The sequence below is a fragment of the Rhodanobacter lindaniclasticus genome (assembly GCF_004799035.1).
GTDB classification, from domain to species: domain Bacteria; phylum Pseudomonadota; class Gammaproteobacteria; order Xanthomonadales; family Rhodanobacteraceae; genus Rhodanobacter; species Rhodanobacter lindaniclasticus.
In genome coordinates, this window is the sequence record NZ_MWIO01000013.1 from 120739 (window position 1) to 145977 (window position 25239).

The 25239-nt window shown below is 67.8% G+C and carries 28 protein-coding genes; 13 read left to right on the plus strand and 15 right to left on the minus strand.

The window, feature by feature from the left end:
* Positions 1-9: 9 nt before the first annotated feature.
* Together B1991_RS03920 and grxD are read right to left on the minus strand one after the other, a co-directional pair.
* On the minus strand, positions 10-777 hold the full coding sequence (locus B1991_RS03920; protein WP_136257395.1) for an SDR family NAD(P)-dependent oxidoreductase: 768 nt from the start codon (positions 775-777) through the stop codon (positions 10-12).
* Positions 774-1097: a Grx4 family monothiol glutaredoxin gene (grxD, locus tag B1991_RS03925; RefSeq protein WP_136257495.1), complete on the minus strand. Its 324-nt coding sequence runs from the start codon at positions 1095-1097 to the stop codon at positions 774-776. Before grxD ends, B1991_RS03920 begins: the two co-directional genes overlap by 4 nt.
* Before the next feature lie 114 nt (positions 1098-1211).
* On the opposite strand from grxD, the gene B1991_RS03930 reads away from it, so the two are divergent.
* Positions 1212-1790, plus strand: coding sequence for a superoxide dismutase (locus B1991_RS03930; protein ID WP_136257396.1), 579 nt, complete (start codon positions 1212-1214; stop codon positions 1788-1790).
* Between the two features lie 139 nt (positions 1791-1929).
* Here the strand turns inward: B1991_RS03930 and B1991_RS03935 are convergent, their stop codons facing one another.
* A complete protein-coding gene (locus tag B1991_RS03935) occupies positions 1930-3090 on the minus strand; it encodes a 5-(carboxyamino)imidazole ribonucleotide synthase (RefSeq protein ID WP_136257397.1) in 1161 nt (386 codons plus the stop codon).
* On the minus strand, positions 3087-3590 hold the full coding sequence (gene purE / locus B1991_RS03940; protein ID WP_136257398.1) for a 5-(carboxyamino)imidazole ribonucleotide mutase: 504 nt from the start codon (positions 3588-3590) through the stop codon (positions 3087-3089). The genes B1991_RS03935 and purE overlap by 4 nt, the downstream gene beginning before the upstream one ends.
* A gap of 66 nt (positions 3591-3656) precedes the next feature.
* Here purE and B1991_RS03945 point away from each other — a divergent pair, with 66 nt between their 5' ends.
* The 4 genes from B1991_RS03945 (at position 3657) to B1991_RS03960 (ending at position 7678) form a co-directional block, all read left to right on the plus strand.
* Positions 3657-3932 carry a Trm112 family protein gene (locus tag B1991_RS03945; RefSeq protein WP_136257399.1) on the plus strand — a complete coding sequence of 92 codons (276 nt, stop codon included), beginning with the start codon at positions 3657-3659 and terminating at the stop codon, positions 3930-3932.
* A 116-nt stretch (positions 3933-4048) separates the two neighbouring features.
* Positions 4049-6379: a DUF1631 domain-containing protein gene (locus B1991_RS03950; RefSeq protein WP_136257400.1), complete on the plus strand. Its 2331-nt coding sequence runs from the start codon at positions 4049-4051 to the stop codon at positions 6377-6379.
* A complete protein-coding gene (nadC, locus tag B1991_RS03955; protein ID WP_136257401.1) occupies positions 6376-7233 on the plus strand; it encodes a carboxylating nicotinate-nucleotide diphosphorylase in 858 nt (285 codons plus the stop codon). The genes B1991_RS03950 and nadC overlap by 4 nt, the downstream gene beginning before the upstream one ends.
* Positions 7234-7276: 43 nt before the next feature.
* Positions 7277-7678, plus strand: a complete 402-nt coding sequence (locus B1991_RS03960) for a DUF3301 domain-containing protein (protein ID WP_136257402.1) — start codon at positions 7277-7279, stop codon at positions 7676-7678.
* Positions 7679-7707: 29 nt separating this feature from the next.
* Here B1991_RS03960 and B1991_RS03965 read toward each other — a convergent pair whose 3' ends face one another.
* The 5 genes from B1991_RS03965 to petA all read right to left on the minus strand — a co-directional run bounded on the left by B1991_RS03965 (position 7708) and on the right by petA (position 11507).
* Positions 7708-8133: a ClpXP protease specificity-enhancing factor gene (locus B1991_RS03965; protein ID WP_136257403.1), complete on the minus strand. Its 426-nt coding sequence runs from the start codon at positions 8131-8133 to the stop codon at positions 7708-7710.
* Positions 8134-8143: 10 nt separating this feature from the next.
* Positions 8144-8782, minus strand: a complete 639-nt coding sequence (locus B1991_RS03970) for a glutathione S-transferase N-terminal domain-containing protein (RefSeq protein ID WP_136257404.1) — start codon at positions 8780-8782, stop codon at positions 8144-8146.
* A 67-nt stretch (positions 8783-8849) separates the two neighbouring features.
* Complete coding sequence (locus tag B1991_RS03975) at positions 8850-9617, minus strand: cytochrome c1 (protein WP_425466647.1); 768 nt, start codon at positions 9615-9617, stop codon at positions 8850-8852.
* Positions 9610-10911 (minus strand): cytochrome b, encoded by a 1302-nt coding sequence (locus B1991_RS03980; protein WP_136257405.1) that lies wholly within the window; start codon positions 10909-10911, stop codon positions 9610-9612. The genes B1991_RS03975 and B1991_RS03980 overlap by 8 nt, the downstream gene beginning before the upstream one ends.
* Positions 10911-11507, minus strand: a complete 597-nt coding sequence (gene petA / locus B1991_RS03985) for a ubiquinol-cytochrome c reductase iron-sulfur subunit (protein WP_136257406.1) — start codon at positions 11505-11507, stop codon at positions 10911-10913. Before petA ends, B1991_RS03980 begins: the two co-directional genes overlap by 1 nt.
* Positions 11508-11670: 163 nt before the next feature.
* Between petA and B1991_RS03990 the strand changes: the two genes are divergently transcribed.
* Positions 11671-12855, plus strand: a complete 1185-nt coding sequence (locus B1991_RS03990; RefSeq protein ID WP_136257407.1) for a S1C family serine protease — start codon at positions 11671-11673, stop codon at positions 12853-12855.
* Positions 12856-12878: 23 nt separating this feature from the next.
* Here the strand turns inward: B1991_RS03990 and B1991_RS03995 are convergent, their stop codons facing one another.
* Positions 12879-13973 carry a lytic transglycosylase domain-containing protein gene (locus B1991_RS03995; RefSeq protein ID WP_246031042.1) on the minus strand — a complete coding sequence of 365 codons (1095 nt, stop codon included), beginning with the start codon at positions 13971-13973 and terminating at the stop codon, positions 12879-12881.
* A gap of 245 nt (positions 13974-14218) precedes the next feature.
* On the opposite strand from B1991_RS03995, the gene miaB reads away from it, so the two are divergent.
* The gene (gene miaB, locus B1991_RS04000) at positions 14219-15562 is read left to right on the plus strand and encodes a tRNA (N6-isopentenyl adenosine(37)-C2)-methylthiotransferase MiaB (protein ID WP_136257497.1); all 1344 of its coding nucleotides are present in this window, start codon (positions 14219-14221) and stop codon (positions 15560-15562) included.
* 87 nt (positions 15563-15649) lie between these two features.
* On the opposite strand, the gene B1991_RS04005 is transcribed toward miaB, so the two are convergent.
* Genes B1991_RS04005 through B1991_RS04020 form a run of 4 tightly spaced genes read right to left on the minus strand, consistent with a single transcriptional unit; the run spans position 15650 to position 19336 of the window.
* Positions 15650-16759 carry an ABC transporter permease gene (locus tag B1991_RS04005; RefSeq protein ID WP_136257409.1) on the minus strand — a complete coding sequence of 370 codons (1110 nt, stop codon included), beginning with the start codon at positions 16757-16759 and terminating at the stop codon, positions 15650-15652.
* Complete coding sequence (locus B1991_RS04010) at positions 16756-17700, minus strand: ABC transporter ATP-binding protein (protein WP_136257410.1); 945 nt, start codon at positions 17698-17700, stop codon at positions 16756-16758. The genes B1991_RS04005 and B1991_RS04010 overlap by 4 nt, the downstream gene beginning before the upstream one ends.
* Complete coding sequence (locus tag B1991_RS04015) at positions 17697-18665, minus strand: HlyD family secretion protein (protein ID WP_136257411.1); 969 nt, start codon at positions 18663-18665, stop codon at positions 17697-17699. Before B1991_RS04015 ends, B1991_RS04010 begins: the two co-directional genes overlap by 4 nt.
* Entirely contained in the window at positions 18662-19336 is a 675-nt protein-coding gene (locus B1991_RS04020; protein ID WP_136257412.1) for a TetR/AcrR family transcriptional regulator, read from the minus strand. Before B1991_RS04020 ends, B1991_RS04015 begins: the two co-directional genes overlap by 4 nt.
* 100 nt (positions 19337-19436) lie before the next feature.
* On the opposite strand from B1991_RS04020, the gene B1991_RS04025 reads away from it, so the two are divergent.
* The 6 genes from B1991_RS04025 to B1991_RS04050 all read left to right on the plus strand — a co-directional run bounded on the left by B1991_RS04025 (position 19437) and on the right by B1991_RS04050 (position 24730).
* Positions 19437-20417, plus strand: coding sequence for a PhoH family protein (locus B1991_RS04025; protein WP_136257413.1), 981 nt, complete (start codon positions 19437-19439; stop codon positions 20415-20417).
* Positions 20414-20875 (plus strand): rRNA maturation RNase YbeY, encoded by a 462-nt coding sequence (gene ybeY, locus B1991_RS04030; RefSeq protein ID WP_136257414.1) that lies wholly within the window; start codon positions 20414-20416, stop codon positions 20873-20875. Before B1991_RS04025 ends, ybeY begins: the two co-directional genes overlap by 4 nt.
* Before the next feature lie 172 nt (positions 20876-21047).
* Complete coding sequence (locus B1991_RS04035; protein WP_136257415.1) at positions 21048-21905, plus strand: CorC family transporter; 858 nt, start codon at positions 21048-21050, stop codon at positions 21903-21905.
* Between the two features lie 8 nt (positions 21906-21913).
* Positions 21914-23122 carry a lipoprotein N-acyltransferase Lnb domain-containing protein gene (locus B1991_RS04040; RefSeq protein WP_136257416.1) on the plus strand — a complete coding sequence of 403 codons (1209 nt, stop codon included), beginning with the start codon at positions 21914-21916 and terminating at the stop codon, positions 23120-23122.
* Positions 23123-23172: 50 nt separating this feature from the next.
* Positions 23173-24192 (plus strand): magnesium and cobalt transport protein CorA, encoded by a 1020-nt coding sequence (locus B1991_RS04045; protein WP_246031043.1) that lies wholly within the window; start codon positions 23173-23175, stop codon positions 24190-24192.
* A gap of 178 nt (positions 24193-24370) precedes the next feature.
* Complete coding sequence (locus B1991_RS04050; protein WP_136257417.1) at positions 24371-24730, plus strand: hypothetical protein; 360 nt, start codon at positions 24371-24373, stop codon at positions 24728-24730.
* Between the two features lie 208 nt (positions 24731-24938).
* On the opposite strand, the gene B1991_RS04055 is transcribed toward B1991_RS04050, so the two are convergent.
* Positions 24939-25238: an STAS domain-containing protein gene (locus tag B1991_RS04055; RefSeq protein ID WP_136257418.1), complete on the minus strand. Its 300-nt coding sequence runs from the start codon at positions 25236-25238 to the stop codon at positions 24939-24941.
* Position 25239 lies beyond the last annotated feature (1 nt).

Below are 25239 nucleotides of genomic sequence, written 5' to 3' on the forward strand. Positions count from 1 at the left end.
GTGGCCCGGTCATCGACGCAGGTCCAGCGCCGCACCGCGTGCTGCGCGTGCCTGCGGACCGAGCAGGTAGACGGCGGCCGCGGCCGTGGCGTCCGGCGTGGGCTGCTGCATGATGTCGTCGCCGAAATAGGCCAACCGGCGCAATGCCGTGCGCATCGGCGCGGGCAGCAGCGCATGCACGCGCAGCGAGGTTTCGTCGGTTTCCTCGTGCAGGATCGCCACCAGGCGCTCCAACGCGGCCTTGGACACGCCGTAACCGCCCCAGTGGGCGCGCTTCAGGAGGTCCGGGTTGTCCAGCACGAACACGACGGCGCTGTCGCCGGCCTCGGTCAGCAGCGGCATGCAGGCCTGGGTGAGCGCAAACGGCGCATTGACGTTGACGTGCATCGCACGCAGCCAATCATCGGGTCGCTGCATGGAAATCGGCGTGAGCCCGGCGAAACTCGCCGCGCAATGCACGATGCCGTCGAGACGGCCGAGATCGCGCTGCAGGCCGTCGGCCAGCGCGGCGTACTCGCGCGGCGTGGCCACCTCCATGTCCAGCGGATGGATCACCGGTTCGGCCAGGCCCTCTTCACGCATCGCGTCGTAGAGCTTCTCCAGCTGGCGCTTGCGCTTGCCGGTGATGACCACGGTGGCGCCGGCCAGCGAGGCCGCGCGCACCACCGCGCTGCCGAGTCCGCCATAGGCGCCGGTGACCAGCACCACGCGGCCGGCCAGACTGCCGGCCTCGGGCTGCCAATCGGCCGGCAGGTGCGCCACGGGCAGGCCGCTCAAGAGGCCGCTCCCGCCACGTCGCTGGCCATGCGCGCGAGTTCGCCGGAGGACATCAGCTCCTCGATGATGTCGCAGCCGCCGATCAACTCGCCATTGATGAACAGTTGCGGGAACGTCGGCCAGTTCGCGAAGTGCGGCAGCGCGGCGCGAACCTGCGGATCGGCCAGCACGTTGACCGCATGGAAGGTTGCGCCGGCCTGTGTCAGCGCCTGTGCCGCGCGGCTGGAAAACCCGCACATCGGAAATTCCGGCGTGCCTTTCATGAACAGCACGATGGGATGCTCGGCCAGCAGCGCCTTGATGGGCTCGTTGATGTCCATGGTCGATGTTTCATCTTTACAATGCGGGCAAGCCGCTATTGTATCAGTCACCCGCCGGCCGCCAGCTGTTGCGCCGGCATCTTTCTCTCTCAGCAACACTCCAAGGAGTCGCCCATGGCCATCGAACTTCCCCCGCTTCCGTACGAAAAGAATGCACTGGAACCGCACGTCTCCGCCGAGACGCTCGAGTACCACTACGGCAAGCATCACCAGGCCTACGTGACCAATCTGAACAAGCAGATCGAAGGCACCGAGTTCGCCGACGCAAAGCTCGAGGACATCATCCGCAAATCCTCCGGCGGCATTTTCAACAACGCCGCGCAGACCTGGAACCACACTTTCTACTGGAACTCGATGAGCCCGAACGGCGGCGGCGACCCCACCGGCAAGCTGGCCGACGCGATCAACAAGGCGTTCGGCTCGGTGGCCAAGTTCAAGGAGGAGTTCAGCAAGTCCGCCGCCGGCAACTTCGGTTCCGGCTGGACCTGGCTGGTGCAGCGCCCGGATGGTTCGCTCGGCATCGTCAACACGTCCAATGCCGGCACGCCGATCACCGGCAGCGACAAGCCGCTGCTCACCGCCGACGTATGGGAGCACGCGTACTACATCGACTACCGCAACGCGCGCCCGAAATACCTGGAGGCGTTCTGGAACCTGGTCAACTGGGATTTCGCGGCGAAGAACCTGGCCTGATTCCGCAGTTCAACGAAAAGGCGGCGCCATGGCGCCGCCTTTTTCGTGTCTGCCTTGCGGGGCGGACCTTGGTACGTGCTGTTCTCCCAACACCGCATCCCGCGCCGCGCGCAAACGCATTCGCGCGCGGGGTGCGCTCCTATACGTCGGCCAGTGCGCGCAGCACCGGCTCCACTTGCGCCTCGCGCCCGAGCGCCTGCGCGATGTTGCGCAGGCGTGTCGCCAGCGTGGAGGCATCGGGCGCGCACACGGTGGCATGGCCGACCTTGCGCCCCGGCCTGGCCTGCTTGCCGTAGTCATGCCAGTGGGCATCCACGCCGCACAGCACGGGCGTGGCGTCGGGCAACTCGCCGATCCAGTTGAACATGGCCGCCGTGCCGCGCACGCCGGTGTCGCCCAGCGGCAGGCCGAGCACGGCGCGCACGTGGTTCTCGAACTGGCTGGCGTGCGCGCCCTCGATCGTCCAGTGACCGGAGTTGTGCACGCGTGGAGCCATCTCGTTGCCCAGCAACTCGCCGTCCTTGACGAACAGTTCCAGCGCGAACACGCCGACATAGCCCAGGCGCTCGGCCAGCGCACGCGCGTGTTCGCTGGCGCGCTGCTGCAGCGGGCCCAGGCTCGGCGCCGGCGCCAGGCTCATCGACAGCACGCCATCGACGTGCCAGTTGCCGGTCAACGGCCAGGTGCGGAACTCGCCATCGCGCCCGCGCACAGCAATGATCGACAGCTCGCGCTCGAACGGCACGAAGGCCTCCAGGATCAGCCCCAGCGTCGCCGCCTGGGCGCCCAGCGCCGCCCATGCCGCATCCGCGTCGCCCGCCGTGGCCAGCCTGAACTGGCCCTTGCCGTCGTAGCCCAGCCGCCGGGTCTTGAGGATGGCCGGGGCACCGATCGCGGCCAGCGCCTGGTCCAGCTGCTCGCGCGTGTCGACCGCCATGAACTCGGTGGTGGGCAGGCCGCAGGCACGGAACAGGGTTTTCTCGGCCAGCCGATCCTGTGCCACGGCCAGTGCCTCGGGCGCCGGGTGCACGGCCACCCGTTCGGCCAGCCAATGTGCGGTGTCGGCCGGCACGTTCTCGAAATCGAAGGTGACCACGTCCACTTGGTGAGCGAACGCCTCCAGCGCCGCACGATCGCTCCAGTCGGCCACCACCAGGGGGGCCACCTGCCCGGCGCAGGCATCGGCCGAACCATCCACGGCGAGGCAGTTCACCCCCAGCGGTGCGGCCGCCAGGGCCAGCATGCGGGCAAGCTGCCCGCCGCCCAGGATGCCCACCACGGGCTGGTGCCGCCCACTCATGTCCGTGGGTCCGGCTGATCGAGCACGGCGCGGGTCTGGCGCGACCGCCATTGTTCCAGCGCACCAGCCAGCGTCTGGTCGTGCAGGGCCAGCACGGCGGCAGCGAGCAAGGCCGCGTTGACCGCCCCGGCCCGCCCGATCGCCAGCGTGCCCACCGGGATCCCGGCCGGCATCTGCGCGATCGACAGCAGCGAGTCCATGCCGTTGAGTGCCTTGGATTGCACCGGCACGCCGAATACCGGCAGTCGGGTCTTGGCCGCCAGCATGCCCGGCAGGTGGGCGGCGCCACCGGCGCCGGCGAGGATGACCTGGATGCCGCGCCCGGCCGCCTGCTCGGCATAGCTGAACAGCAAATCCGGTGTGCGATGGGCCGAGACCACGCGAACCTCGTGCGCCACGCCCAGCTCGGTCAGCACATCGGCCGCGTGCTGCATGGTTTCCCAGTCCGAATGCGAACCCATCACCACGCCCACGCGTGGTGTTTCTGTGGCTGCTGTCATGGCCGGAATGTCCAAAAGCCGTTATTGTACGGGCTTTCCCGGCCCGACACACCCGAACCCCCGATCATGGACAAGCGCCTGCTCGACATCCTCTGCTGCCCCGTCAGCAAGACCCCGCTGCGAGCGATGACACGCCAGCAACTGGATGCGCTGAACGAGGGGATCTCCGCGGGGAAGATCGACACGGTCGCCGGCGTGCCGGTACGCGAACGGGTGGCCGAGGCGCTGATCACCGTCGACCGCAAGGTCATTTACCGCATCGAGGACGGCATCCCGGTGATGCTTCCCGAGGAAGGCATCGGCACCTTGCAACTGGCCGATTTTCCGACTGGCCAGGGCTAGCGAACCGTGACGGGCTGGAATGGGCATGACAGGCGGCCGCGAATTGGCTTATTGTCGGCCTCTGCGCAACCCTGCCGGGTCCGGCCGTGCGTGGCACAGCTCAGGGGAACATGGCGATGAACGAGGCCAATGAGCCAACCAGGGTAGTCAACTTGAACCAGCGCCTGGACCCGTCCAGCGAGCGCGTGGGCGAACTGCTGAACGCGGTGCGCGGGATCGCCAACAAGCGCCTGCAGCAATGGGTGGGCAATGCCTTCGAGCAGGTCGACGACGCCTTGTTCGACCTCGCCGAGAAGGCCGAAAACAACGCGGCGCAGATGCATTACTTCGACGGCATGCGCGAAGTGCGCAAGCGCCGCCCCGGCATCGAGCGCAGCTTCCTGAGCGCCGTCGCCCGCAAGCTCAGCGACCTGGCGCATCCGGGCAAGGCCGCTGCGCCGGCACCGGCGCCCTCGTTCGGTGCGGCCGAGCTGACCCTGGTGGCCGAAAGCGACCTGGAAGAGTCGCTCGCGATCACCAGCATGATCAGCAAGAACGACGCGCGCCTGGCGCGCGACCTGTTCGCGGTCAACCAGCGCCTGTCCGTGATCTGCGGCGGCTACAAGATCGACGACGCCAGCAATCCGGTGGCACCGGCCACGCTGTCCCAGGCGTTCCGCGAAGCGCTGCAGGAACTCAGCGCGGACATGCGCGTCAAGCTGATCATCTACAAGCTGTTCGACCGCTACGTGCTGTCGCTGCTGGAGGAGCTGTACCAGGAGATCAATGCCGAGCTGGTTCGCGCCGGCGTCCTGCCGCAGTTGCGCCACGGCGTACCGCGCGGCGGCCAGGCCAGGGGCGGCAGCGCGGCAGCCACGGCCGGTGCCGGCTCCGACGGTGTTGCTGCCGCAGCGGGCATGGACGAGGGCGCAGAAATCTCCGACGACCTGCTGCACACCCTGCACGCGCTGTTCAGCGCACGTCGCGGCGGTGCCGGCGGCGGCCGCGCGATGCGCGAGGGCGGCGCGGCAGCGACCGGTTCGCTGCCCTCGGTCAACGAACTGCTGGGCGCACTCAGCGTGCTGCAGAGCCAGATCGTCAGCAACAACGGGCCAGTCAGCTACGACGATTCCGACGATGCCGCCGCGCTCAGCCGCGAAGTGCTGCAGCTGAAGACGCAACTGCTCACCCAGATCGGTGCCCTGCGCGGTGAGCGCCCCAGCCATGTGGCCAGCATGGACGAGGACACGATCGACCTCGTCGGCATGCTGTTCGAGTTCATCCTGGAAGACCGCAACCTGCCCGCGGCGATGCAGGTGATGCTGGCGCGGCTGCAGATTCCCTACCTCAAGGCGGCGATCCTCGACCGCAAGATGTTCTCGCATCGGCAGCACCCGGCGCGGCGGCTGCTGGACAGCCTGGCCGAGCAGGCCAAGAGCTGGTCGGAGGAGTCCGACCGCGACCATCGCCTGCACGAGAAGGTGAAGTCGATCGTCGACCAGTTGCTGCACGATTTCGACGACGACATGGGCATCTTCGAGCGCCTGTTGACCGACCTGCAGCAGTTCCAGGACGTCAACAAGCGACGCTCCGAGCTGGCCGAGCAGCGCGTGGCCGAATCGGCACGCGGCCGCGAGAAACTGGAGCAGGCACGGCGCCGTGCGGCGCGCGAGATCCTGGAACGCATCGGCACCCAGAAGCTGCCTCCGCTGATCCATGGCGTGCTGGCACGCGCGTGGGCCAACCATCTGGTACTGACCCTGTTGCGTCAGGGCGAGGATTCGCCCGAGTTCAAGGCCGCCCTGCGCTTCATCGACGAGTTCATCGCCAGTACCCGGCCCGCGAACGACACCACCAGCCGCCAGACCTTGCGGCAGATGCTGCCCGGCATCGAGCGCGCGTTGCGCCAGGGCCTGGCCAACGTGGCGTTCCAGGAACAGGATGTCGAACGCCTGCTGAGCCAGTTGCACGCCTACTACCGCCAGCAGCTGGGCGAAGCGCCCGCGGCGGATGCGGCCGAAGTCGCCGCGGCGAACGAGGAAGACGTCGCGATGCTGGCCATTCCCGACAGCATCCAGCCCGTGCTCGACCGCCAGGCGGCTCCGGCGGACATCCTCGAGGAAGAGGAGCTGGCCGAGGTTCCGCCGGACAGTCCCGAGTGGTACCAGGTGCAGGCGCTGCAACCGGGCAACTGGCTCGAGTTCACCCTGGACGACGAGCCACCGGCGCGGGCCAAGCTGTCCTGGATCAGCCCGATGAGCGGCCGCTACCTGTTCGTCAACCGCCGCGGCCTGAAGGTGGCCGATTACGCGCCGCGCGAACTGGCCAGCCTGTTTGCGGACGGCAAGGCGCGCGTACTGGCGGCCAACGCCCTGTTCGATCGCGCGATGACCGCAATCGTCGGCAAGCTCAGCCAGACCGGCGACGAGGCGCCCGCCGATGGCGCTGCCCCCACGGACACCGAATGACTGCCACCTCCCGTTTCGCTCCACCGTCCGCCACCCAAATCGCCGCCGATGTCGAACGCGCCCTGGCCGAGGATCTGGGCCAGGGCGACGCCACTGCCGACCTGCTCCCGGCCGATGCGCAGGCGCAGGCCCGGCTCACCTGCCGGGACGCCGCCGTCATCGCCGGCAGTGCCTGGTTCGACGCCTGCTTCCGGCGGCTGGATCCCGCGGTGCAGATCGACTGGCAGGTACGCGACGGCGACCAGGTCACCCCCGGCACGCTGATCTGCAGCCTGGCGGGGCACGCCCGTTCGCTGGTCACCGCCGAACGGACGGCACTCAACTTCCTGCAGCTGCTGTCGGCCACCGCCACCACGACGGCACAATACGTCGCCGCGGTGGCCGGCACGGCCGTGCGCGTGCTCGATACCCGCAAGACCGTGCCCGGTCTGCGCGTCGCGCAGAAGTACGCCGTGCGCTGCGGCGGCGGCTACAACCAGCGCATGGGCTTGTACGACGCGATCCTGGTCAAGGAAAACCACATCATCGCCGCCGGCGGCATCGCCGCGGCGGTATCGGCCGCGCGCCAGCTGCACCCCGACCTGCCACTGGAGGTGGAGGTGGAGAACCTCGACGAGCTCGAACAGGCGCTGCAGGCCGGCGTGGACCGCATCATGCTCGACAACTTCGAGCTGGCGCAGATGCGCGAGGCCGTGGTGCGCACGGCGGGCCGCGTGCCGCTGGAGATTTCCGGCAACGTCGACCTGCAGACCATCGGCGACTTTGCCCGCACCGGGGTGGATTTCATCTCGGTCGGCGCGCTGACCAAGCACGTGCACGCGATCGACCTCTCGCTGCGCCTGCAGTTGGTCTGACCACCGCCTTGCGCCTGCGCGGGCACGCCCACACACTGGGGGCATGTCCGATTTCTCCGCCCTCGTCCTGTTGCTGGTGCTTGGCGCCACCGTGGGGCTGTGGCTGAAGTTCAGCGTGGCGCGCGAACGTGCGGTGCGCGTGGCTCGGCAACAGTGCCACTTGCACGGACTGCAACTGCTGGACGAGACAGTGGGCCTGCGCGCGCTGCGCCTGCGCCGGGTCAACGGCCTGCGCCGGGTCGAGCGCGGTTACGGTTTCGAGGTCAGCGTCGACGGACACGATCGCGAACCGGGCCGGTTGTGGATGATCGGCGACGCGCTGACCGACCTGAGCCTGCCGGTGATCGAACCGGAGGTGGCCGCGGACCGACCCGATGACAGCTTTGCGGCGAGGTCGGGCAAGGTCGTGGCATTGCGTCCGCGGCGGGCCGACCGGCAGCCCTGAGGGCGCCGGCCGCCCGTCGAGGCGGCTGGCTACTTCACCACGCGCAGGTGCGGCACCGAACGCCTGGGCTTGTCGCCCGCGTCGTCGGCGGCGGGGGACGGGCCATCCGGCGGCGGCGGGTCGGTCGGCGGGGTGTCGCCGCCTTCGCCCTCGGCCGGAAACATCATGCCCTGGCCGTTCTCCTGCGCGTACAGCGCGAGCACGGCCTGCACCGGAATCTGGATCGCCTGGCTGACCCCGGAGAAACGGGCCTGGAAACTGATCCAGTCGTTGCCCAGGTCGAGGTTGGCCACCGCGCGGGTGGCCAGGTTGAGCACCACCTGGCCGTTCTGGATCACCTGCGGCGGCACCCGCACGCCGGCCACGCCGGCATCGACCAGGATGTAGGGCGTCAGATCGTTGTCGGAGATCCAGTCGTAGATCGCCCGCAGCAGGTACGGACGATTCGAAGTCATGGCGATGGCGTCATGCTTGCTCATGGACCGGCCGCATGGCCTTTTCCTCGTCGGTCATGCTGCGCGCGAACCCCTGGCTGTGGAACAGGCGCTCGCCGTAATCGACGATCGACTTGCCCTCGCGACCCAGATCCACGCCGAGCCAGGGCAGCCGCCAGATCACCGGCGCCACCAGGCAATCGGCCAGGCTCATCTCCGGGTTGAGGAAGAACCGCGAGGCCTTGAACAGTGGCACCGTGGACAGCAGTTGTTCGCGCAACCGCTTGCGTGCCGCATCCGCCGGACGGCCGCCGGCGCGGATCTTGTCGACCTCGGGCAGCCAGTCCTTCTCGATGCGCACGGCCGCCACGCGCAGGCGCGCGCGCGATTGCGGGTCGATCGGCATCAGCGGCGGGTGCGGATAGCGCTCGTCGATGTATTCGCAAACCACCGCGGTATCGAACAGCGTCAGGTCGCGATCGATCAGGGTCGGCGTGCTGCCGTACGGGTTGAGATCGAGCAGATCCTGCGGCGGCCGGGCGTGGTCCACCAGCACCCGTTCGTAGCTGACCCCCTTGGCGGCCAGCACCAGTCGGGCGCGATGGCACTGGATGTCATCGGCCGTGGTGTACAGCGTCAATGCGTTACGCAAGCGGGGGTTTTGAACCATGCGCGATTCCCCATCGGTGAGACAGACGCGGCGGCCCGTGGCCGCCGCGTCCGCAGTGCCTTGCGGCTCAGTGGACGTCTTTCCAGTATTCCTTCTTGAGCAGCGCCGCCAGGAAGGTGAACAGGGCCAGGAACAGCAGCACCCAGATCCCGTAATGGTGGCGCTGCAGCGCCGCCGGCTCGGAGACATATTGCAGGAAGCTGGTCAGGTCGCGGGTGGCCTGCTGGAACTGCGCCGGGGTCATCTTGCCCGGGTGCGACAGCACCAGCTTCTCCACCCCCGCGGCGTCGCCATCCTTCGCCGGCTGCATCTGCGCGGACTGCATGCCCTGCAGCTCCCACAGCGGGAACGGCATGGCGGCATTGGGCAAGGTGGTGTTGTTCCAGCCGATCGGGCTCTTCGGGTCGAGGTAGAAGGTGTTGAGGTAGGTGTAGACCCAGTCGGCACCCTTGGCATCCACTTCCAGCGAGAGATCCGGCGGAGCCTTGCCGAACCAGGTGCCGGCCAGCGCTGCCGGCATGTGCGAGATCACCGGCTCCTGGAACTTGGCGCCGGTGAAGTTGAGGTTCTTCATCACCTCGTCTTCGGTCAGGCCCAGGTCTTCGGCCATGCGCGAATAGCGCACGTACTTCAGCGAGTGGCAACCGACGCAATAGTTGAAGAACAACCGTGCACCGCGTTGCAGCGAAGCCTGGTCGCGCACGTCGGCGCCGGACTTCATCAACTCGACCTTGGCGCCCTCGGCGGCATGCGCCGGCAGGGTGCCGACGATCAGGCCGAGCGCCAGCGCGATACCGGAAAGGAAATGCTTCATCGTCGTTGGCAGCTTAGTCATGCGTGGTCACCCGATCCGGAACCGGCTTGGTCGTCTCCCAGCCGAAATAGGTATAGGCCCAGAGGAAAACGAAGAAACCGAAGTACAGCAGCGTCATCAACCGGCCGAACAGGTTTTCCCAGAACGTGAGGTCGACATTGCCGAACCACGCCGGAATGACCTCCGCCGTGATGCCTGCGCCGACCGCACCAAGCCCGAAGAACGACAGCACGAAGACCGTCAGCGCCACCTTGTAGCCGGTGCCGCGGTAACGGATCGACTTGACCTTGCCGCGATCGAGCCAGGGCATCGCGAACAGCACCGCGATGGCGCTGAACATCGCCAGCACGCCCCACACGGCCGAGCCGAGGAAGGACGGGATCATGCGCACGATCGCGTAGAACGGGGTGAAGTACCACACCGGCTTGATCTCCGGCGGAGTCAGCAGGTTGTTGGCCGGGATCGCGTTGTCATGCTCCAGGAACCAGCCGCCGAAGGTCGGCGCGAAGAAGATGATGAACGCGGCGATCAGCAGGAAGAAACCCACGCCGACCAGATCTTTCACCGTGTAATACGGATGGAGCGGAATGCCGTCGGCAGGCTTGAGCGCATCCCAGCGGTTGCCCTTGGGACCCTTCTTGATCTCCACGCCATCCGGGTTGTTCGAGCCCACCTCGTGCAGCGCGGCGATGTGCAGCACCACCAGCAGCAGCAGCACCAGCGGCAGCGCGATCACGTGCAGCGCGAAGAAGCGGTTGAGCGTGGCATCGCCGGGCAGGAAGTCGCCCATGATCCACTGCTCCAGCCCGCCCCCGATGTAGGGCAGCGTGCCGAACAGCGAGATGATCACCTTGGCACCCCAGAACGACATGTTGCCCCACGGCAGCACGTAGCCCATGAAGGCCTCGGCCATCAGCGCCAGGAAGATCAGCATGCCGAGCAGCCAGACCAGCTCGCGCGGCTTCTTGTACGAGCCGTACATGAGGCCGCGGAACATGTGCAGGAACACCACCACGAAGAACAGCGAGGCGCCGGTGGAGTGCATGTAGCGGATCAGCCAGCCCCACTCCACGTCACGCATGATGTACTGCACCGAGTCGAAGGCTCCCGCCGCGCTCGGGGTGTAGTTCATGGTGAGGAAGATGCCGGTGACGATCTGGTTGACCAGCACCAGCAGGGCCAGCGAACCGAAGTAGTACCAGAGGTTGAAGTTCTTCGGCGCGTAGTACTCGGTCATGTGGGCGCGGTACATCGGCATCATGCCGGGGGCGCGCTCGTTGACCCACTCGCCGATGTTGCTGAATACGTTGGCCATCAGCCAGCCTCCTTCGGATCCACGCCAATCTGCACGGTGGTGTCGTCCACGAAGTGGTACGGCGGGACCTGCATGTTCTTCGGCGCCGGCACATTCTTGTAGACGCGGCCCGCGATGTCGTAGCGCGAGTGGTGGCAGGGGCAGTAGTAGCCGCCCTTCCAGTTCGGGTCGAACGGCTCGGGCTTGATCTCGCCGTAGAAGTCCGGCACGCAACCGAGGTGAGTGCAGATGCCGACCATCACCAGCCACTCGGGCTTGATCGAGCGCGTTTCGTTCTGCGCGTACTTCGGCTGCTGCTCGACCTCGGACTTGGGATCGACCAGCAACGGATCCTCTTTCGGCAACTGCGCCAGCTGGGCCGGCGTGCGGTTGACGATGAAGACCGGCAGGCTGCGCCAGGCCACGATCAGCTGCTGGCCCTTTTCGATCTTCTTGAGCGACTGGGTGACCGGAGCGCCTGCGGCCTTGGCCCGCGCGCTGGGCTCCCACGACTTGATGAAGGGCACAGCTGCCGAGACGACCCCGATGCCACCCACCACTGCGGTGGTCGCGGTCAGGAATCGGCGGCGGCCGTGATCGACGACTTCGTTCGCCATCAGGCTCTCCGGTACTTGCAAGGTCATGCCAGGACGGGGTTTCAGGCCCCGCAAAAATCGCGTTAGTGTAGCGTCAGGGGCCGCGCCGTACAATAAAGCGGATGCCTGCCGGACTCTGCCCGGTGCCTGCCCAGCCACGACTCGCCGGAACGTTCTCCCCGACATGAAACATGCCGCCGGCACCCTTCTGTTCATTGCCCGCTTCGTCATCCTTGGCCTGGCGCTGGCCTTCTTGATCGGCCTGTTCTGGCCCGGCAGCGGCGAGCGTCTGCGCGAGCGGGTCGGGTTCGCCCCCGCGGCGGTCACGCAGGCGCAGCCCGGACAGGCCGGCGCGGCTCCCGCCTCCTACGCGGACGCGGTGGCCGCCGCCGCGCCGTCGGTGGTGAACATCTATGCCAACAAGATCATCACCGAGCAAGCCCTGCGCATGTACGACAACCCGGTGCTGCAGCAGCTGTTCGGCGGCCAGCCGACGACCTACCAGCATCGCGAGCAGACGCTGGGTTCGGGCGTGATCGTCAGTGCCCGCGGCAACGACTACGTGCTGACCAACAACCACGTGATCGCCAATGCCGCCGACATCCAGGTGTTGCTGTACGACGGCCGCATCGCCAAGGCGCGGCTGGTCGGTTCCGACCGCGAGACCGATCTGGCCGTGCTGAAGATCGACGCCAGCAACCTGCCGGTGATTCACATGGCCGACCCCAGCCAGTTGCGCCCCGGCGACGTGGTGCTGGCGATCGGCAACCCGTTCGGCCTCAACCAGACCGTGACGATGGGCATCGTCAGCGCGATCGGGCGGCAGTTGAACAGTTCCAGCGCCGAGGATTTCATCCAGACCGACGCGGCCATCAACCTGGGCAATTCCGGTGGCGCGCTGGTCAACACGCAGGGGCAACTGGTCGGCATCAACACCTTGCTTATCGGCAAGGGCCAGGCCGCCAACGCGGAAGGGATCGGTTTCGCCATCCCGGTGGCCACCGCCACCAAGGTGCTCGACCAGCTGATCACCACCGGGCACGTGGTGCGCGGCTGGCTTGGTGCCGACTACGCCTTCGTGCCGGTCGCGGCGGACAGCGGCTTGCCGGCTGCCGCGCGCGGCGCGCAGGTCATCGCGGTGTATTCCGGCGGCCCGGCTGCGCAGGCGGGGATCAAGCCGCGCGACATCCTGCTGCGCATCGGCAACGACGACATCCTCGGCCCGGCCGACCTGCGGCGGCGCGAGGCCTCCCTCAAGCCCGGCAGCCAGGTGCAGATCTCCGGCCTGCGCGATGGCACGCCGTTCCAGGCCACGGTCACCCTGGCGCAGCGTCCGCCGATGGATGGATCTCTCTCCAGCCAGCCCTGAGCGGCTCGCCGCGGCGGCGAGTGTCAGCCCGGGCCGCGCGAAGCCAGCGGCGGATGGATCGCCGCGCCGTAACGCCGGCGCAGGGTTTCCACCCGCTCCACGTAGACCTGGGTCTCCGCATACGGCGGCACGCCCTTGTAACGCTGTACCGCGCCCGGCCCGGCGTTGTATGCCGCCGCGGCCAGCCGCTCGTTGCCGTCGAAGTCGCGCAGCAGCAGGCTCAGGTAACGGGCACCGCCGCGGATGTTCTGGGCGGAATTGAAGGCATCCAGCACGCCCATGTCGCTGGCTGTGCCGGGCATCAGCTGCATCAGCCCCTGCGCCCCCTTGAGCGACAACGCACGCGGGTTGAACGCGCTTTCGGCGTGGATGATCGCGCGCAGGAACGCCTCGTCGACGCCGTACTCGATGCTGGCCGCGCGGATCGTGTCGGCATACGCATCGAGGTTGAGCGCCACGCGATCCCAGCGGATCGTCGAATGCAGGTTGCAGGCCACGCAGGTGGAGATGTAGCTGAACAGCATGGTCACCGCGCGGCCCTTGCCGCCGGCCGGGCGCAGGTTGGTGTACTCCACGCTGCCGTCGGCGCGCACGATGCGATAGACCGCCCCGCGCAGCACGCGGTCGCCAGCGTCGGCCATCCTGGGCGCGACCGGCGCGGCGTCGGCATGGTCTTCGCGGTACTGCCACTGGCCCGGCGTGCCGGCTGCCCTAGCCGCCAGCGGCAACTTCGCCGTGCTGACCGCCGAACTGCTCACCGCAGCCAGCGACTCGCGCTGCACCCGCGTCGCCTCGCGCGCCTGTGCGGTGCTCGCCGCGCCGCCTTGTACGCGAGCCAGCGACACCGGCCGGGCGCCATCGGCCGCAAGGCTCTGCGCCGTGGTGACCACCTGGCCGCTGACCCCGGTCAGCGACGCGCGCGCAACCGGTGCGGCCCGACGTACAACCTTCGACTCGGCATAGCTGCTGATCGCCCGGCAGCCGTGATACCCCGCCCGCTCGCTGCTGTACACGGTTTCGCCGCTGCTGCCGATGCACTGATACAAGGTGCCGGCGCGCGCCGTCGTGGCCAACAGGCAGGCGGCCAGCAACGCGACCCCGAGAAGGATCGAACGCAAGGGGAAACCGCGAACAGGCCGATCGACGCGTCCCCCGTGACTGGCGGCACCGGACATGGGCGCAGTGTGCCGCCACGCGCGGCCAGCGCCAAGTGCGCAGGGTCTCAGTTCCACGATCACGGCGAGCACCCAGGCGGCCGAGGGAAAAGCGCAAGTGCTTGATCTGGCAGGCACATCGGCAGCAGGGTAAACTGCGCAGTTCTGCGGACAACGCCTCCGCCCCCATGAATCACGGTACCCACGCGATGAGCGGCAAGCTTTTCATCAAGACCCACGGCTGCCAGATGAACGAGTACGACTCGGCCAAGATGGCCGACGTGCTGAAGGCCTCGCACGGCCTGGAGCTGACCCAGGACGAGTCGGAGGCGGATGTGATCCTGATCAACACCTGCTCGATCCGCGAGAAGGCGCAGGAAAAGGTGTTCAGCCAGCTCGGTCGCTGGAAGCAGCACAAGCGGGACGGCAAGCCGGTGTTGATCGGCGTCGGCGGTTGCGTGGCCTCGCAGGAAGGCGCGGCGATCGTCAAGCGCGCGCCCTACGTGGACCTGGTGTTCGGCCCGCAGACCTTGCACCGGCTGCCCCAGCTGATCGAGGCCCAGCGCGCCACCGGCAAGCCGCAGGTGGACATCAGCTTCCCCGAGATCGAGAAGTTCGATTGCCTGCCGGAGCCGCGCGCCGAAGGTCCCACCGCGTTCGTCTCGATCATGGAAGGCTGCTCGAAGTACTGCAGCTACTGCGTGGTGCCGTACACCCGCGGCACCGAGATCAGCCGTCCGTTCGACGACGTGCTGGTGGAAGTGGCCCAGCTCGCCGCGCAGGGCGTGCGCGAAGTGAACTTGCTCGGCCAGAACGTCAACGCCTATCGCGGCCCGACTCATGACGGCGGCATCGCCGACCTCGCCGTGCTGATCCACGCCATCGCACAGATCGAAGGCATCGGCCGCATCCGCTTCACCACCTCGCATCCGCTGGAGTTCTCCGACTCGCTGATCGAGGCCTACGCCAACGTGCCGCAACTGGCCAACTACCTGCACCTGCCGGTGCAGGCCGGCTCCGACCGCATCCTGTCGGCGATGAAACGCGGCTACACCACGCTCGAGTTCAAGCAGAAGATCCGCAAGCTGCGCGCGGTGCGGCCGGACATCTGCGTGTCGTCGGACTTCATCGTGGGCTTCCCCGGCGAGACCGACGAGGATTTCGAGAAGACCATGAAGCTGGTCGACGACGTCGGCTTCGACCAGAGCTTCACCTTCATCTTCTCCTCGCGCCCGGGCACGCCGGCGGCAGGTCTGGCCGACGACACGCCGGCGGCGGTCAAGCACGAGCGCCTTGCGCGCCTGCAGGCCGCGATCAACGCAAACGCGAAGAAGATCAACGAGGCGATGGTCGGCTCCGTGCAGCGCGTGCTGGTGGAAAAGCCCAGCACCCGCAACCCGAACGAACTCAGCGGCCGCACCGAGAACATGCGCTACGTGAACTTCGCCGGCGACGCGCGCCTGATCGGTCAGTTCGTCGACGTGGTGGTCACCGACGCGATGGCCAATTCGCTGCGCGGGCGGGTGAAGCTGGCCGACGAAGTCGCCGCGTAGCGCGGGCTCTGCCCGCCGTGATCTTGCGGTACGACGATGGCGGCAGTAGCCGCCCTGCGCTCCCGCAACAACGCGCGGACAGCTTCGTCAATCCAGCCGCTTGCGGAAGCGCAATATCGCCAGCGCCATCATCGCCAGCGTGAACACTGCCAGCGCCAGCACGTCGAGCCACATCTCCCGCAAGCCCGCGCCGCGCAGCATCACGCCGCGGATCAGGCGCAGGAAATGGGTCAGCGGCAAGATCTCGGCGAGCCACTGCACCAGCTTCGGCATGCCGGCGAACGGGAACATGAAGCCCGACAGCAGGATCGATGGCAGGAACACGAAGAACGTCATCTGCATCGCCTGGAACTGCGACTGCGCGCGCGTGGAGATCAACAGGCCCAAGGCGAGGTTGGCGAGGATCAGCAAGCCCGAGGCCAGGTACACATCGACCACGCTGCCGAGAATCGGCACCGCGAACAGCCACGTGCCGAGCGCCAGGATCACGCTGGTCTGCACCAGGCCGATCGCCACGTACGGCAGCACCTTGCCGATCATCAGCTCCGAGCTGGTCAGCGGGGTGGCGATCAGCAGCTCCATGTTGCCGCGCTCGCGCTCGCGCACGATCGCGATGGCGGTGAACAGCACCATCGTCATGGTCAGGATGACGCCGATCAGGCCGGGCACGATGTTGACCGCGGAGCGTCGCTGCGGGTTGTAGAAGGCGACCATGCTGATCCGCCCACCGACCGGGGTACTGGTCGCCGGCGCGCGGGTATCGGGCGCGGCGCTGTCGATCGGCACCTGCATCAGTTGCGCGGCAGCGGCCTGCACCGCCGTGTCGCTGCCGTCGACCAGGATCTGCGCCACCGCGCGGCCGTCGATGCGGCGCCGCTCGAAATCCGGCGGCACCACAATGCCGATGCCGACCTGCCCGCGCCGGATCATCGCCATCAACTCCTGCGGCGTGTTCACCCGCGCCACCGGCGCCACCACGCCGGTGGCCAGCATGTCCATCACCAGGGCGCGCGAACCGGCGCTGTTGGCCTGGTCGACGATGCCGGCGTCGAGCCCGCGCAGGTTGGTGTTGATTGCATAGCCGAACAGCACCAGCTGGATCACCGGGATGCCCACCACCATCGCCAGCGTGATGCGGTCGCGGCGCAGCTGGCGCAGCTCCTTGACCACGATCGCCCACAGCCGCCGCACGTTCATGCGGCGCGCTCCGCGTCGCGGCGCGTGGCGGCGACGAACACGTCTTCGAGATTCGGCGGCGCCGCCGCCAGCGCGGCCTTGTGCCCCGTCGTCGCCAGTGCCCTGTCCATGTCCGGGGTAACGCCCTCGGCCCCGGTCAGCACGCGCAGGATGTTGCCGACCTGGGCCACGCCGAGCACGCCCGCCACGCTCGCGAGCGCGCGCTGGGCGGCGCGCGGATCGTCCGTTTCGACGGTGAACGTGCGCCCTTCCAGTTGCGCGGTCAGCTCGCGCGGTGTGCCGTCGGCGACCAGTGCGCCGCGGTCGAGGATGGCCAGCCGGTGGCAGCGCTCGGCTTCGTCCATCAGGTGGGTGGAGACCAGCAGCGTGGTGCCGGCATCGGCCAGCTCGAAGAGCTTTTCCCAGAAATCGCGGCGCGATTCCGGATCGACCGCGCTGGTCGGTTCGTCGAGGAACAGCAGCTGCGGCTCGTGCAGCACCGCACAGGCCAGCGCCAGGCGCTGCTTCTGGCCGCCGCTCATGGTGCCGGCCAGTTGCCGCTGCCGATCGCCGAAGTGGTACTGCTCGATCAGCTCGTCGACGCGGCGTTTGGTCTTCGCCTTCGGCACGCCCTGGATCGCGGCGAGGAACTCCAGGTTCTCGCGCACGCCGAGGTCCTCGAACAGCGAGAATTTCTGCGTCATGTAGCCGATATGCGTACGCAGTTCGTCGGCCTGTGCCGGAATCTTCAGGCCGAGCACCTCGATCTCGCCCCCGCTTGGCGTCAGCAGCCCGCACAGCATGCGGATGGTGGTGGACTTGCCCGAGCCGTTCGGGCCGAGGAAGCCGTAGACGCGCTGCGCCGGCACGTCGAGATCGACGTGATCGACCGCCACCAGCTTGCCGAAGCACCGGGTCAGGCCGCGCGCGCGAATCGCCACATCATCCGCTGCGGCATTCATTTCGCCGGCCCGCGAAACTCGACGCGCACTGGCAGGCCGGCGGGCAGTTCCGCCGCGTCCGCGCCCAGGGCGACTTCGGCGAGATAGCTGAGCCGCGCCGCGTCGTCGCCGATCAGTGCGTAGTACGGGGTGAAGTCCGGCTCGCTGCGGATCATGCGCAGCTTGCCGGCATACGGTCTGTCGCGACCGGCCACGAATACGTCGATGGCCTCGCCGACGTGCATGCCGGCGCGCTGCTGCACCGGCACGTAGATGCGCGCGTATGGCGCGTCGCCGGCCAGCAGGATCGCCAGTGGCGCGCCGACCGGCGCCTGGTCGCCCAGGCGGTACGGCAGGCTGTCGATGCGCCCGGCGCGCGGCGCCACGACGGCCAGCTTGCCCAGCAGCACTTGCTGCGCGCTGACTTGCGCCTGCGCCGCCGCGACGGCGGCTTGCGCCTGGGCGAGCTGCTCCGGACGCGTGCCGTGCAACAACTCGTCGAGCGCTGCGCGTGCGGCCGCTGCCTGGCCATCGGCGTTGCCTGCCGCGGCGCGGGCGCGATCGAGATCGGCCGCGGCCACGTAGCTCTTGCCCTTCAGCGGCAGCAAACGGTTGTAGTACGCGCGGGCTTCGCGTGCCTGTGCCTGCACCGCGGCCAGACTCGCGCGGGCCCTGGCGATGTCCTCGCGGCGCGGCCCGGTCCGGAGTTCAGCCAGGAGTTCGCGCTGCTGCTCCAGCTGGGCCTGGGCGGCGGCGAACTCGGCGCGGGTATGCGCGGGGTCCAGTTGCAGCAGCGGCTGGCCCGCCTTGACCTGCTCGCCTTCGCGCACGTCGATCGCCACGATGCGCTCGGCAACCGGCGCCGGCAGCGTGATGCGGTCGAACTCGAGCGTGCCCAGCGCCTGCGGCACCTGCTTGCTGCAACCGGCGGGAACGGCGAGCACCAGCGCCGCCAGCGACTGGCAGATCACGGTCGTGAACTTCATGCAGGCTCTCCACGTTTCGTCGTGCCGACGCCCTGTCCCAGCAGCGCCAGCGTGTGTTCGAGCATGGCCCCGGGGCCGAGTGCCTCGGCATCGAAGGCGCGCCGCCAGATCGGCGCGCCGGCGGCAGGAAACAGGGTCAGGCCGACCAGCGAGACGACCAGCAGGCGGGGGTCCAGCGCCGCGTTCAGCCGTCCATTTGCCTGCGCCGCGGCGAAGCGTTGTGCCAACAGCTGCGGCACGCCCGGCACGGCCCGGTCGAACAATATCTCGCGCAGCGCACCGCCCTCGCACAGCACTTCGCGCACCCACAGCGGCGGCAGCCAGGGATGGCTCGCCACGACGTCGCTGATCCCGCGCACGAAGGCTTCGGTCAGCGCGGCCGGGTCATTGCCGGCAAGCTCCAACTGCGCGCGCAGCGGCGCTAGCGACGGCAGCAGACGCTCGTCGATCACGGCCTGCAGCAGCCGCGCCTTGTCGCCAAAGTAGTAATGCAGCATCGCCGGGGTGACCCCCGCCTCGGTGGCGATCGCCCGCAACGAGGTGGCGGCGATACCTGTGCGCGCGAACTGCCCCAGCGCCGCATCCAGCAGATGCCGGCGCAGATCCTTCTCGTCGCCGCTGGGGCGCCCGGCGCGGCGCTGCGGTTTTGCGCGTTTGCCTGAAGTAGCCATGGGTATAAATTAATTCATCGTTTAATTATTTGCAAACCCCCAGGCGCCGGCGGGCACCGGCATGGTCCTTCCGGCGCCTCCGCGCTACTCTCGCGCCCCTATGAGCGAACTCAACCAGCGCGACTTCACCCTCGATCCCGAGGACAACGCCCGCCTCGCCAACCTGTGCGGACCGTTCGACGAACACCTGCGCCAGGTCGAACTGCGCCTCGGCGTGGAGATCAACCACCGCGGCAGCATCTTCCAGGTGATCGGTGAGGACGCGCCGGCGCGCGCCGCCGAAAAAGTACTGCGCGCGCTGTACGCCGGCACCGCCGACGAGGCGCTGACCGGCGCGAAGATCAACCTGCATCTGGCCGAATCGGGCATCGACGCGATCGCCGAGTCGGCCGCCGAAGGTGCGCAGGAAGTCGTCATCAAGGTCAAGCGCGGCGTGATCAAGGGCCGCGGGCCGAACCAGGCGCGCTACCTGCACGCGATCGCCAGCCACGACATCAACTTCGGCGTGGGCCCGGCCGGCACCGGCAAGACCTACCTCGCCGTGGCCAGCGCGGTCGAGGCGCTGGAGGCGAACCGGGTGCAGCGGCTGATCCTGGTGCGGCCGGCGGTGGAGGCCGGCGAGAAACTGGGCTTCCTGCCCGGCGATCTGTCACAGAAGGTCGATCCCTACCTGCGCCCGCTGTACGACGCGCTGTACGAGATGCTCGGCTTCGAGAAGGTGGCCAAGCTGATCGAGCGCAACGTGATCGAGATCGCGCCGCTGGCCTACATGCGGGGGCGCACCTTGAACGATTCCTACGTGATCCTCGACGAGGCGCAGAACACCACGGTCGAGCAGATGAAGATGTTCCTCACCCGCATCGGCTTCGGCACGGTGGCGGTGATCACCGGCGACGTCACCCAGGTCGACCTGCCGCGCAACACGCGCTCGGGCCTGCGCCAGGCGATCGAAGTGCTGCGCGGCGTGGCCGGCATCAGCTTCACCTTCTTCACCTCGCGTGACGTGGTGCGCCATCCGCTGGTGGCCAAGATCGTGCGCGCGTACGAGGCGTTCGAGCAGAAGGACGAGGACGGCGAATGAGCGCGCCGGTGACGCTCGCCGTCGGCTACGCGGTGCCACGTGCCGGCCTGCCCGCGCCGGCCAGCTTCCGTCGCTGGGTCGAGGCCGCGCTGCGTGGCGCGAAACGGCGCAAGCGCGCCGAACTGGCCATCCGCATCGTCGACGCCAGGGAGGGCCGCGCGCTCAACCGCGATTACCGCGGCAAGGATTACGCCACCAACGTGCTGTCGTTTCCCGCCGAACTGCCGCCAGGCGTGGATCTGCCGCTGATCGGCGACCTCGCCATCTGCGCCCCGGTGGTGCTGCGCGAGGCGGCCGAACAGGGCAAATTGCCACGCGACCACTGGGCCCATCTCACCATCCACGGCGTGCTGCACCTGCTCGGTTACGACCACATCGAGGAGGCCGAGGCCGAGGCGATGGAGGCGCTGGAAACCCGCATCCTGGCCGGCCTCGGCATCGCCGACCCGTACGCCTGAATCCTGCAGGGCGCACACGGCCCGCCATCCTCGTGTGGCGAAACGGCGGCGGGCAGCGCCCGCCCTGCGCGTCACCCTCGATTGCACATGCCGTGCGGCCGTGCAGGGTCGAAACGGATTTTTCCGCTAGAATCAAGCTTCCGCCCGCGTTTGGGCTGATTTCCAAAGAGTGATGAACGACGACCCTGGCAGTACCAGCGGCCCGGCCCACCGTACCTGGTGGGATCGACTGGGCCACCTGTTTTCCGGCGAGCCGCGCAACCGCAACGAGTTGCTTGAGGAGTTGCGCGCCGCGCAGAGCAACGGCCTGCTTTCCGTCGATACCCTCACCATGGTCGAGGGGGCGATCAAGGTCACCGAGCTGGACGTCGACGACGTCATGGTGCCGCGCGCACAGATCGTGATGCTCGCGGCGGACTCCACCCTGTCCGACCTGCTGGCCACCGTGGTCGAATCCGGCCACTCGCGCTTTCCGGTGCACGGCGAGGACAAGGACGAGATCCTCGGCATCCTGCTGGCCAAGGACCTGCTCAAGTTCTTCGGTGCCACCGAACACTTCGACATCCGCTCGATCCTGCGCCCGGCCGTGCTGATTCCCGAGTCGATGAAGCTCAACGTGTTGCTCGAGGAGTTCCGCCTCAGCCGCAACCACATGGCGCTGGTGGTCAACGAATACGGCGGCGTCGCCGGCCTGGTGACCATCGAGGACGTGCTGGAGGAAATCGTCGGCGAAATCGACGACGAGCACGACGACGAGGAAGAGCCCGAGCTGATGCACGAACAGCCCGGGGGCGACTGGCTGGTAAGCGCGCTGACCCCGATCGAGGATTTCAACGAGCAGACCGGCGCCGGCTTCCCCGACGAGGAGTACGACACCGTCGGCGGCATGGTCACCGCCGAGTTCGGCCACCTGCCCGAGGTCGGCGAAGAAGTCGCGATGGGCGACTACCTGTTCCACGTCACCGCGGCGGACGACCGTCGTGTGCAGCAGTTCCGCGTGGTCAGGCAACCCGGCCTGATGACTTCCTGACCCTGCACATGGATTTGCTCCGTCGCGTGACCTTGCTGCTTGCCCTGCTCGTGCTCGCCGCGCTGGCGCCGGCACGCGCCGGCATCGCCGAGGCGCCTGGCGCCGATCTCGAAGTGTCGCTGGTGACCTACGGGCCGGGCGACATCTACTGGGAGCGCTTCGGCCACGATGCCATCGAGGTGCGCGACCGCGTCTCGGGCGAGTCGGTCAATTTCAACTACGGCGTGTTCGACTTCGAGGAGAAGAACTTCCTCCTCAACTTCGCCCGCGGCCGCATGCATTACATGATGGACGCCGAAGCCAGCGGGCCGGAGGAGGCCTACTACACCGAAGTCGGCCGTTCGGTGACGCGCCAGCGGCTGGCGCTGGACGCCGACCAGGCTGCCCACCTGCGCGACGACCTGCTGTGGAACCTGCGCCCGCAGAACGCCGTCTACGACTACGACTACTACGCCGACAACTGCACCACCCGCGTGCGCGACGCCTTCGATCGCGCACTCGACGGCGCCGTGAAGAACCATCTGCGGGCACATGCGGGCGAATTCACCTATCGCCAGCAGACGGTGCGGCTGATGAGCGCGCAGCCCTGGCTGATGCTGATGCTGGACCTGGGCCTGGGCCCCTACGCCGACCAGCCGTTGACGGCGTGGCAGGAGAGTTTCCTGCCTGCCGTGCTGCAGACGCAGTTGCGCCAGGTGCGGATCACCGGGCCGGACGGCGGCAGTCGGCCGCTGGTGCAGGACGAACGCGTGGTGTCGCCCAACCGCCTGGTGCCGCCGCCGACCTCGCCACCCGACCTGCGCGGGCCACTGGGCGCGGCGGGCCTGCTGCTGGCGGCGCTGCTGCTGGCCGCACGCCTGTGGTGGCCACTTGGCTACTCCCTGCTCGGCACCCTGTTCCTGCTGCTGGCCGGCCTGGTCGGCGTGGTGTTGCTGGGTCTGTGGACGCTGACCACCCATCACTCGGCCTGGGCCAACGCCAACCTGCTGCTGTTCAATCCGCTGGCGTGGTTGCTGCTGCCCACGCAGTGGCGCGCGCGTCGCGGTTTCGCTGCGTCACGCTTCATCGACGGCCTGATCATGCTGCAGTTGCTGGCCCTGCTCGCAGCACTCGCGCTGCACCTGCTGCCCGGCACGGTGCAGCAGAACCAGCCGTGGCTGCTGTTTGCCCTGCCGTGCTGGCTGGCGCTGGCCTGGGGCCTGCGGCGCAACCGCTGATTCCCTCGCACTCGCGTTGCCCCGCCACGGCGGGCACGGCATCATGGGGCATGACCCCGACCTCGCCATCGCCTGCTGCACTCGTGCCCGTTACCGAGCCGATGGTGGTCAACTGCATCGCCTACCATCGCGACGGCACGCGCCTCGGCGAAATCGGCCTGGATGCCATCAGCGACGTGCTGGCGGTGCCGGACACCTTCGTCTGGGTCGGCCTGCACGAACCGGACGAACCGTTGCTGGAAAAGCTGCAGGAAGAGTTCTGCCTGCACGACCTGGCCATCGAGGACGCGCATACCGCGCACCAGCGCACCAAGATCGAAACCTACGGCGACTCGCTGTTCCTGGTGGTGCAGACCGCACAGCTGATCGAGGCCGAGCTGCAGTTCGGCGAGACCCAGATCTTCCTCGGCGAGCGCTACCTGGTCACCGTGCGCCATGGCGCCTCGCTCTCGTACGCGCCGGCGCGACGCGCCTGCGAGAACGTGCCGGAGCTGCTCGCCAACGGACCCAGTTACGGCCTCTACGGCGTGCTCGACCTGATCGTCGACAACCTGCTGCCGATCGTGCGCGACTTCCGCGAAGAGCTGGGCCTGCTCGAACAGGACATCTTTGCGGAGACCTTCAAGCGCAGCACGGTGCACCGGCTCTACGACATGCAGCGCGACCTGATGACGCTGCGCCTGGCCGTGGCGCCACTGCAGGACATCACCAGCCAGCTGGTGCGCCTGCACCAGGGCCTGATCCCCGACGAACTGCGGCCCTACTTCCGCGACGTCTACGACCACGTGTTCCGCGTCAACGAGTCGATCAGCGCGATGCGCGAGATGCTCACCGCCGCGATCAACGTCAACCTCTCGCTGGTCACCTTCGGCCAGAACGAGGTGATGAAGAAGCTCGCCGGCTGGGCCGCCATGCTGGCGGCACCGACCCTGCTGACCAGCTGGTACGGCATGAATTTCCAGCACATGCCCGAGCTCGGCCAGCCGTGGGCCTATCCGGCGATCATCGTGGTGATGGCCGGCGTGGTGGGCGGCATCTACGCCGCACTCAAGCACAACAAGTGGCTGTGACGGCCCGGCCAGCCTCGCTGGCTGCCTGAAACGAAACCCCGCATGCGCCGCGCCCGACGCCGCCCTTCCGTGCGTGTCCGGCTCGCCGGCGGGCGACCAGGCCGCGAGCCCTAAAGATTTCGTCCGATCGGCCGAACAATGGGTACCCACCTCTCAATCCCAGGGGATGCATCGACCCATGAAAACTCTGCTCATGACCACCGCACTGCTGCTGGCCCCCATGGCCGTGCACGCCGAATGCTCGATCAAGGACTTCGCGATCACCGAGTTCACCCCGTCGGCCGCCAGCGGGCTGTCCGGCAAGCTGAGCCTGCGCGGCCAGCTGATGAACAGCTGCACTACTCCTTCGGCGGCACAGATCCGCATCGAGCTCAAGGATGACGCGGGCAACGTCCTGCAGTCGAAGCAGGCCTGGCCGGCTGGCACCTCCAACATCACCCCCGGCCAGTCGGTGTCGTTCGACCTGGGCCGCCTGTTCCACTACCAGCGCAACATCTCCAGCTTCACCGCCAGCGTGGTGAAGGTTCGTTCCTGGTAAGTCGGTCGGCTCCATCAAAAGCAAAAGGCTCCGCGAGGAGCCTTTTTACTGGGTGGCAAACGTGTTTGGCATAACCCGACAGAACTGCAGGAGCCCGCTCGCGGGCGATGCTTTTTCGAATCCTGAATCCCGGCAAAAGCATCGCCCGCGAGCGGGCTCCTGCAAAAAAAGGAATGCCGTTGGCCCGCCCCGACAACCAGGGTGCTCCTCAATGCAGCACGAACAGCTTGTCGAAACCGGCCACGCGCAAGGTGCCGCGCAGCTCGCTGTTGGCGTTGACGATGCGGATGTCGGCGTGGTCGGCGCCGGCGTGTTCACGCAGCAGCAGCAGCATGCCCAGCGCGGAGCTGTCCATGCGGGTGACCTCGGCCAGGTCGATCAGGTAGCTGCGGGCCACGCGGCCGGCACCGAGGCAGGCGTCGTGGAATTCGCGGTGGATGCTGAAATCGAATCGCTCGCCCAGTTGCAGGCTGAGGCAATCGCTTTCGGCGTCGTGGTGAACAATCATG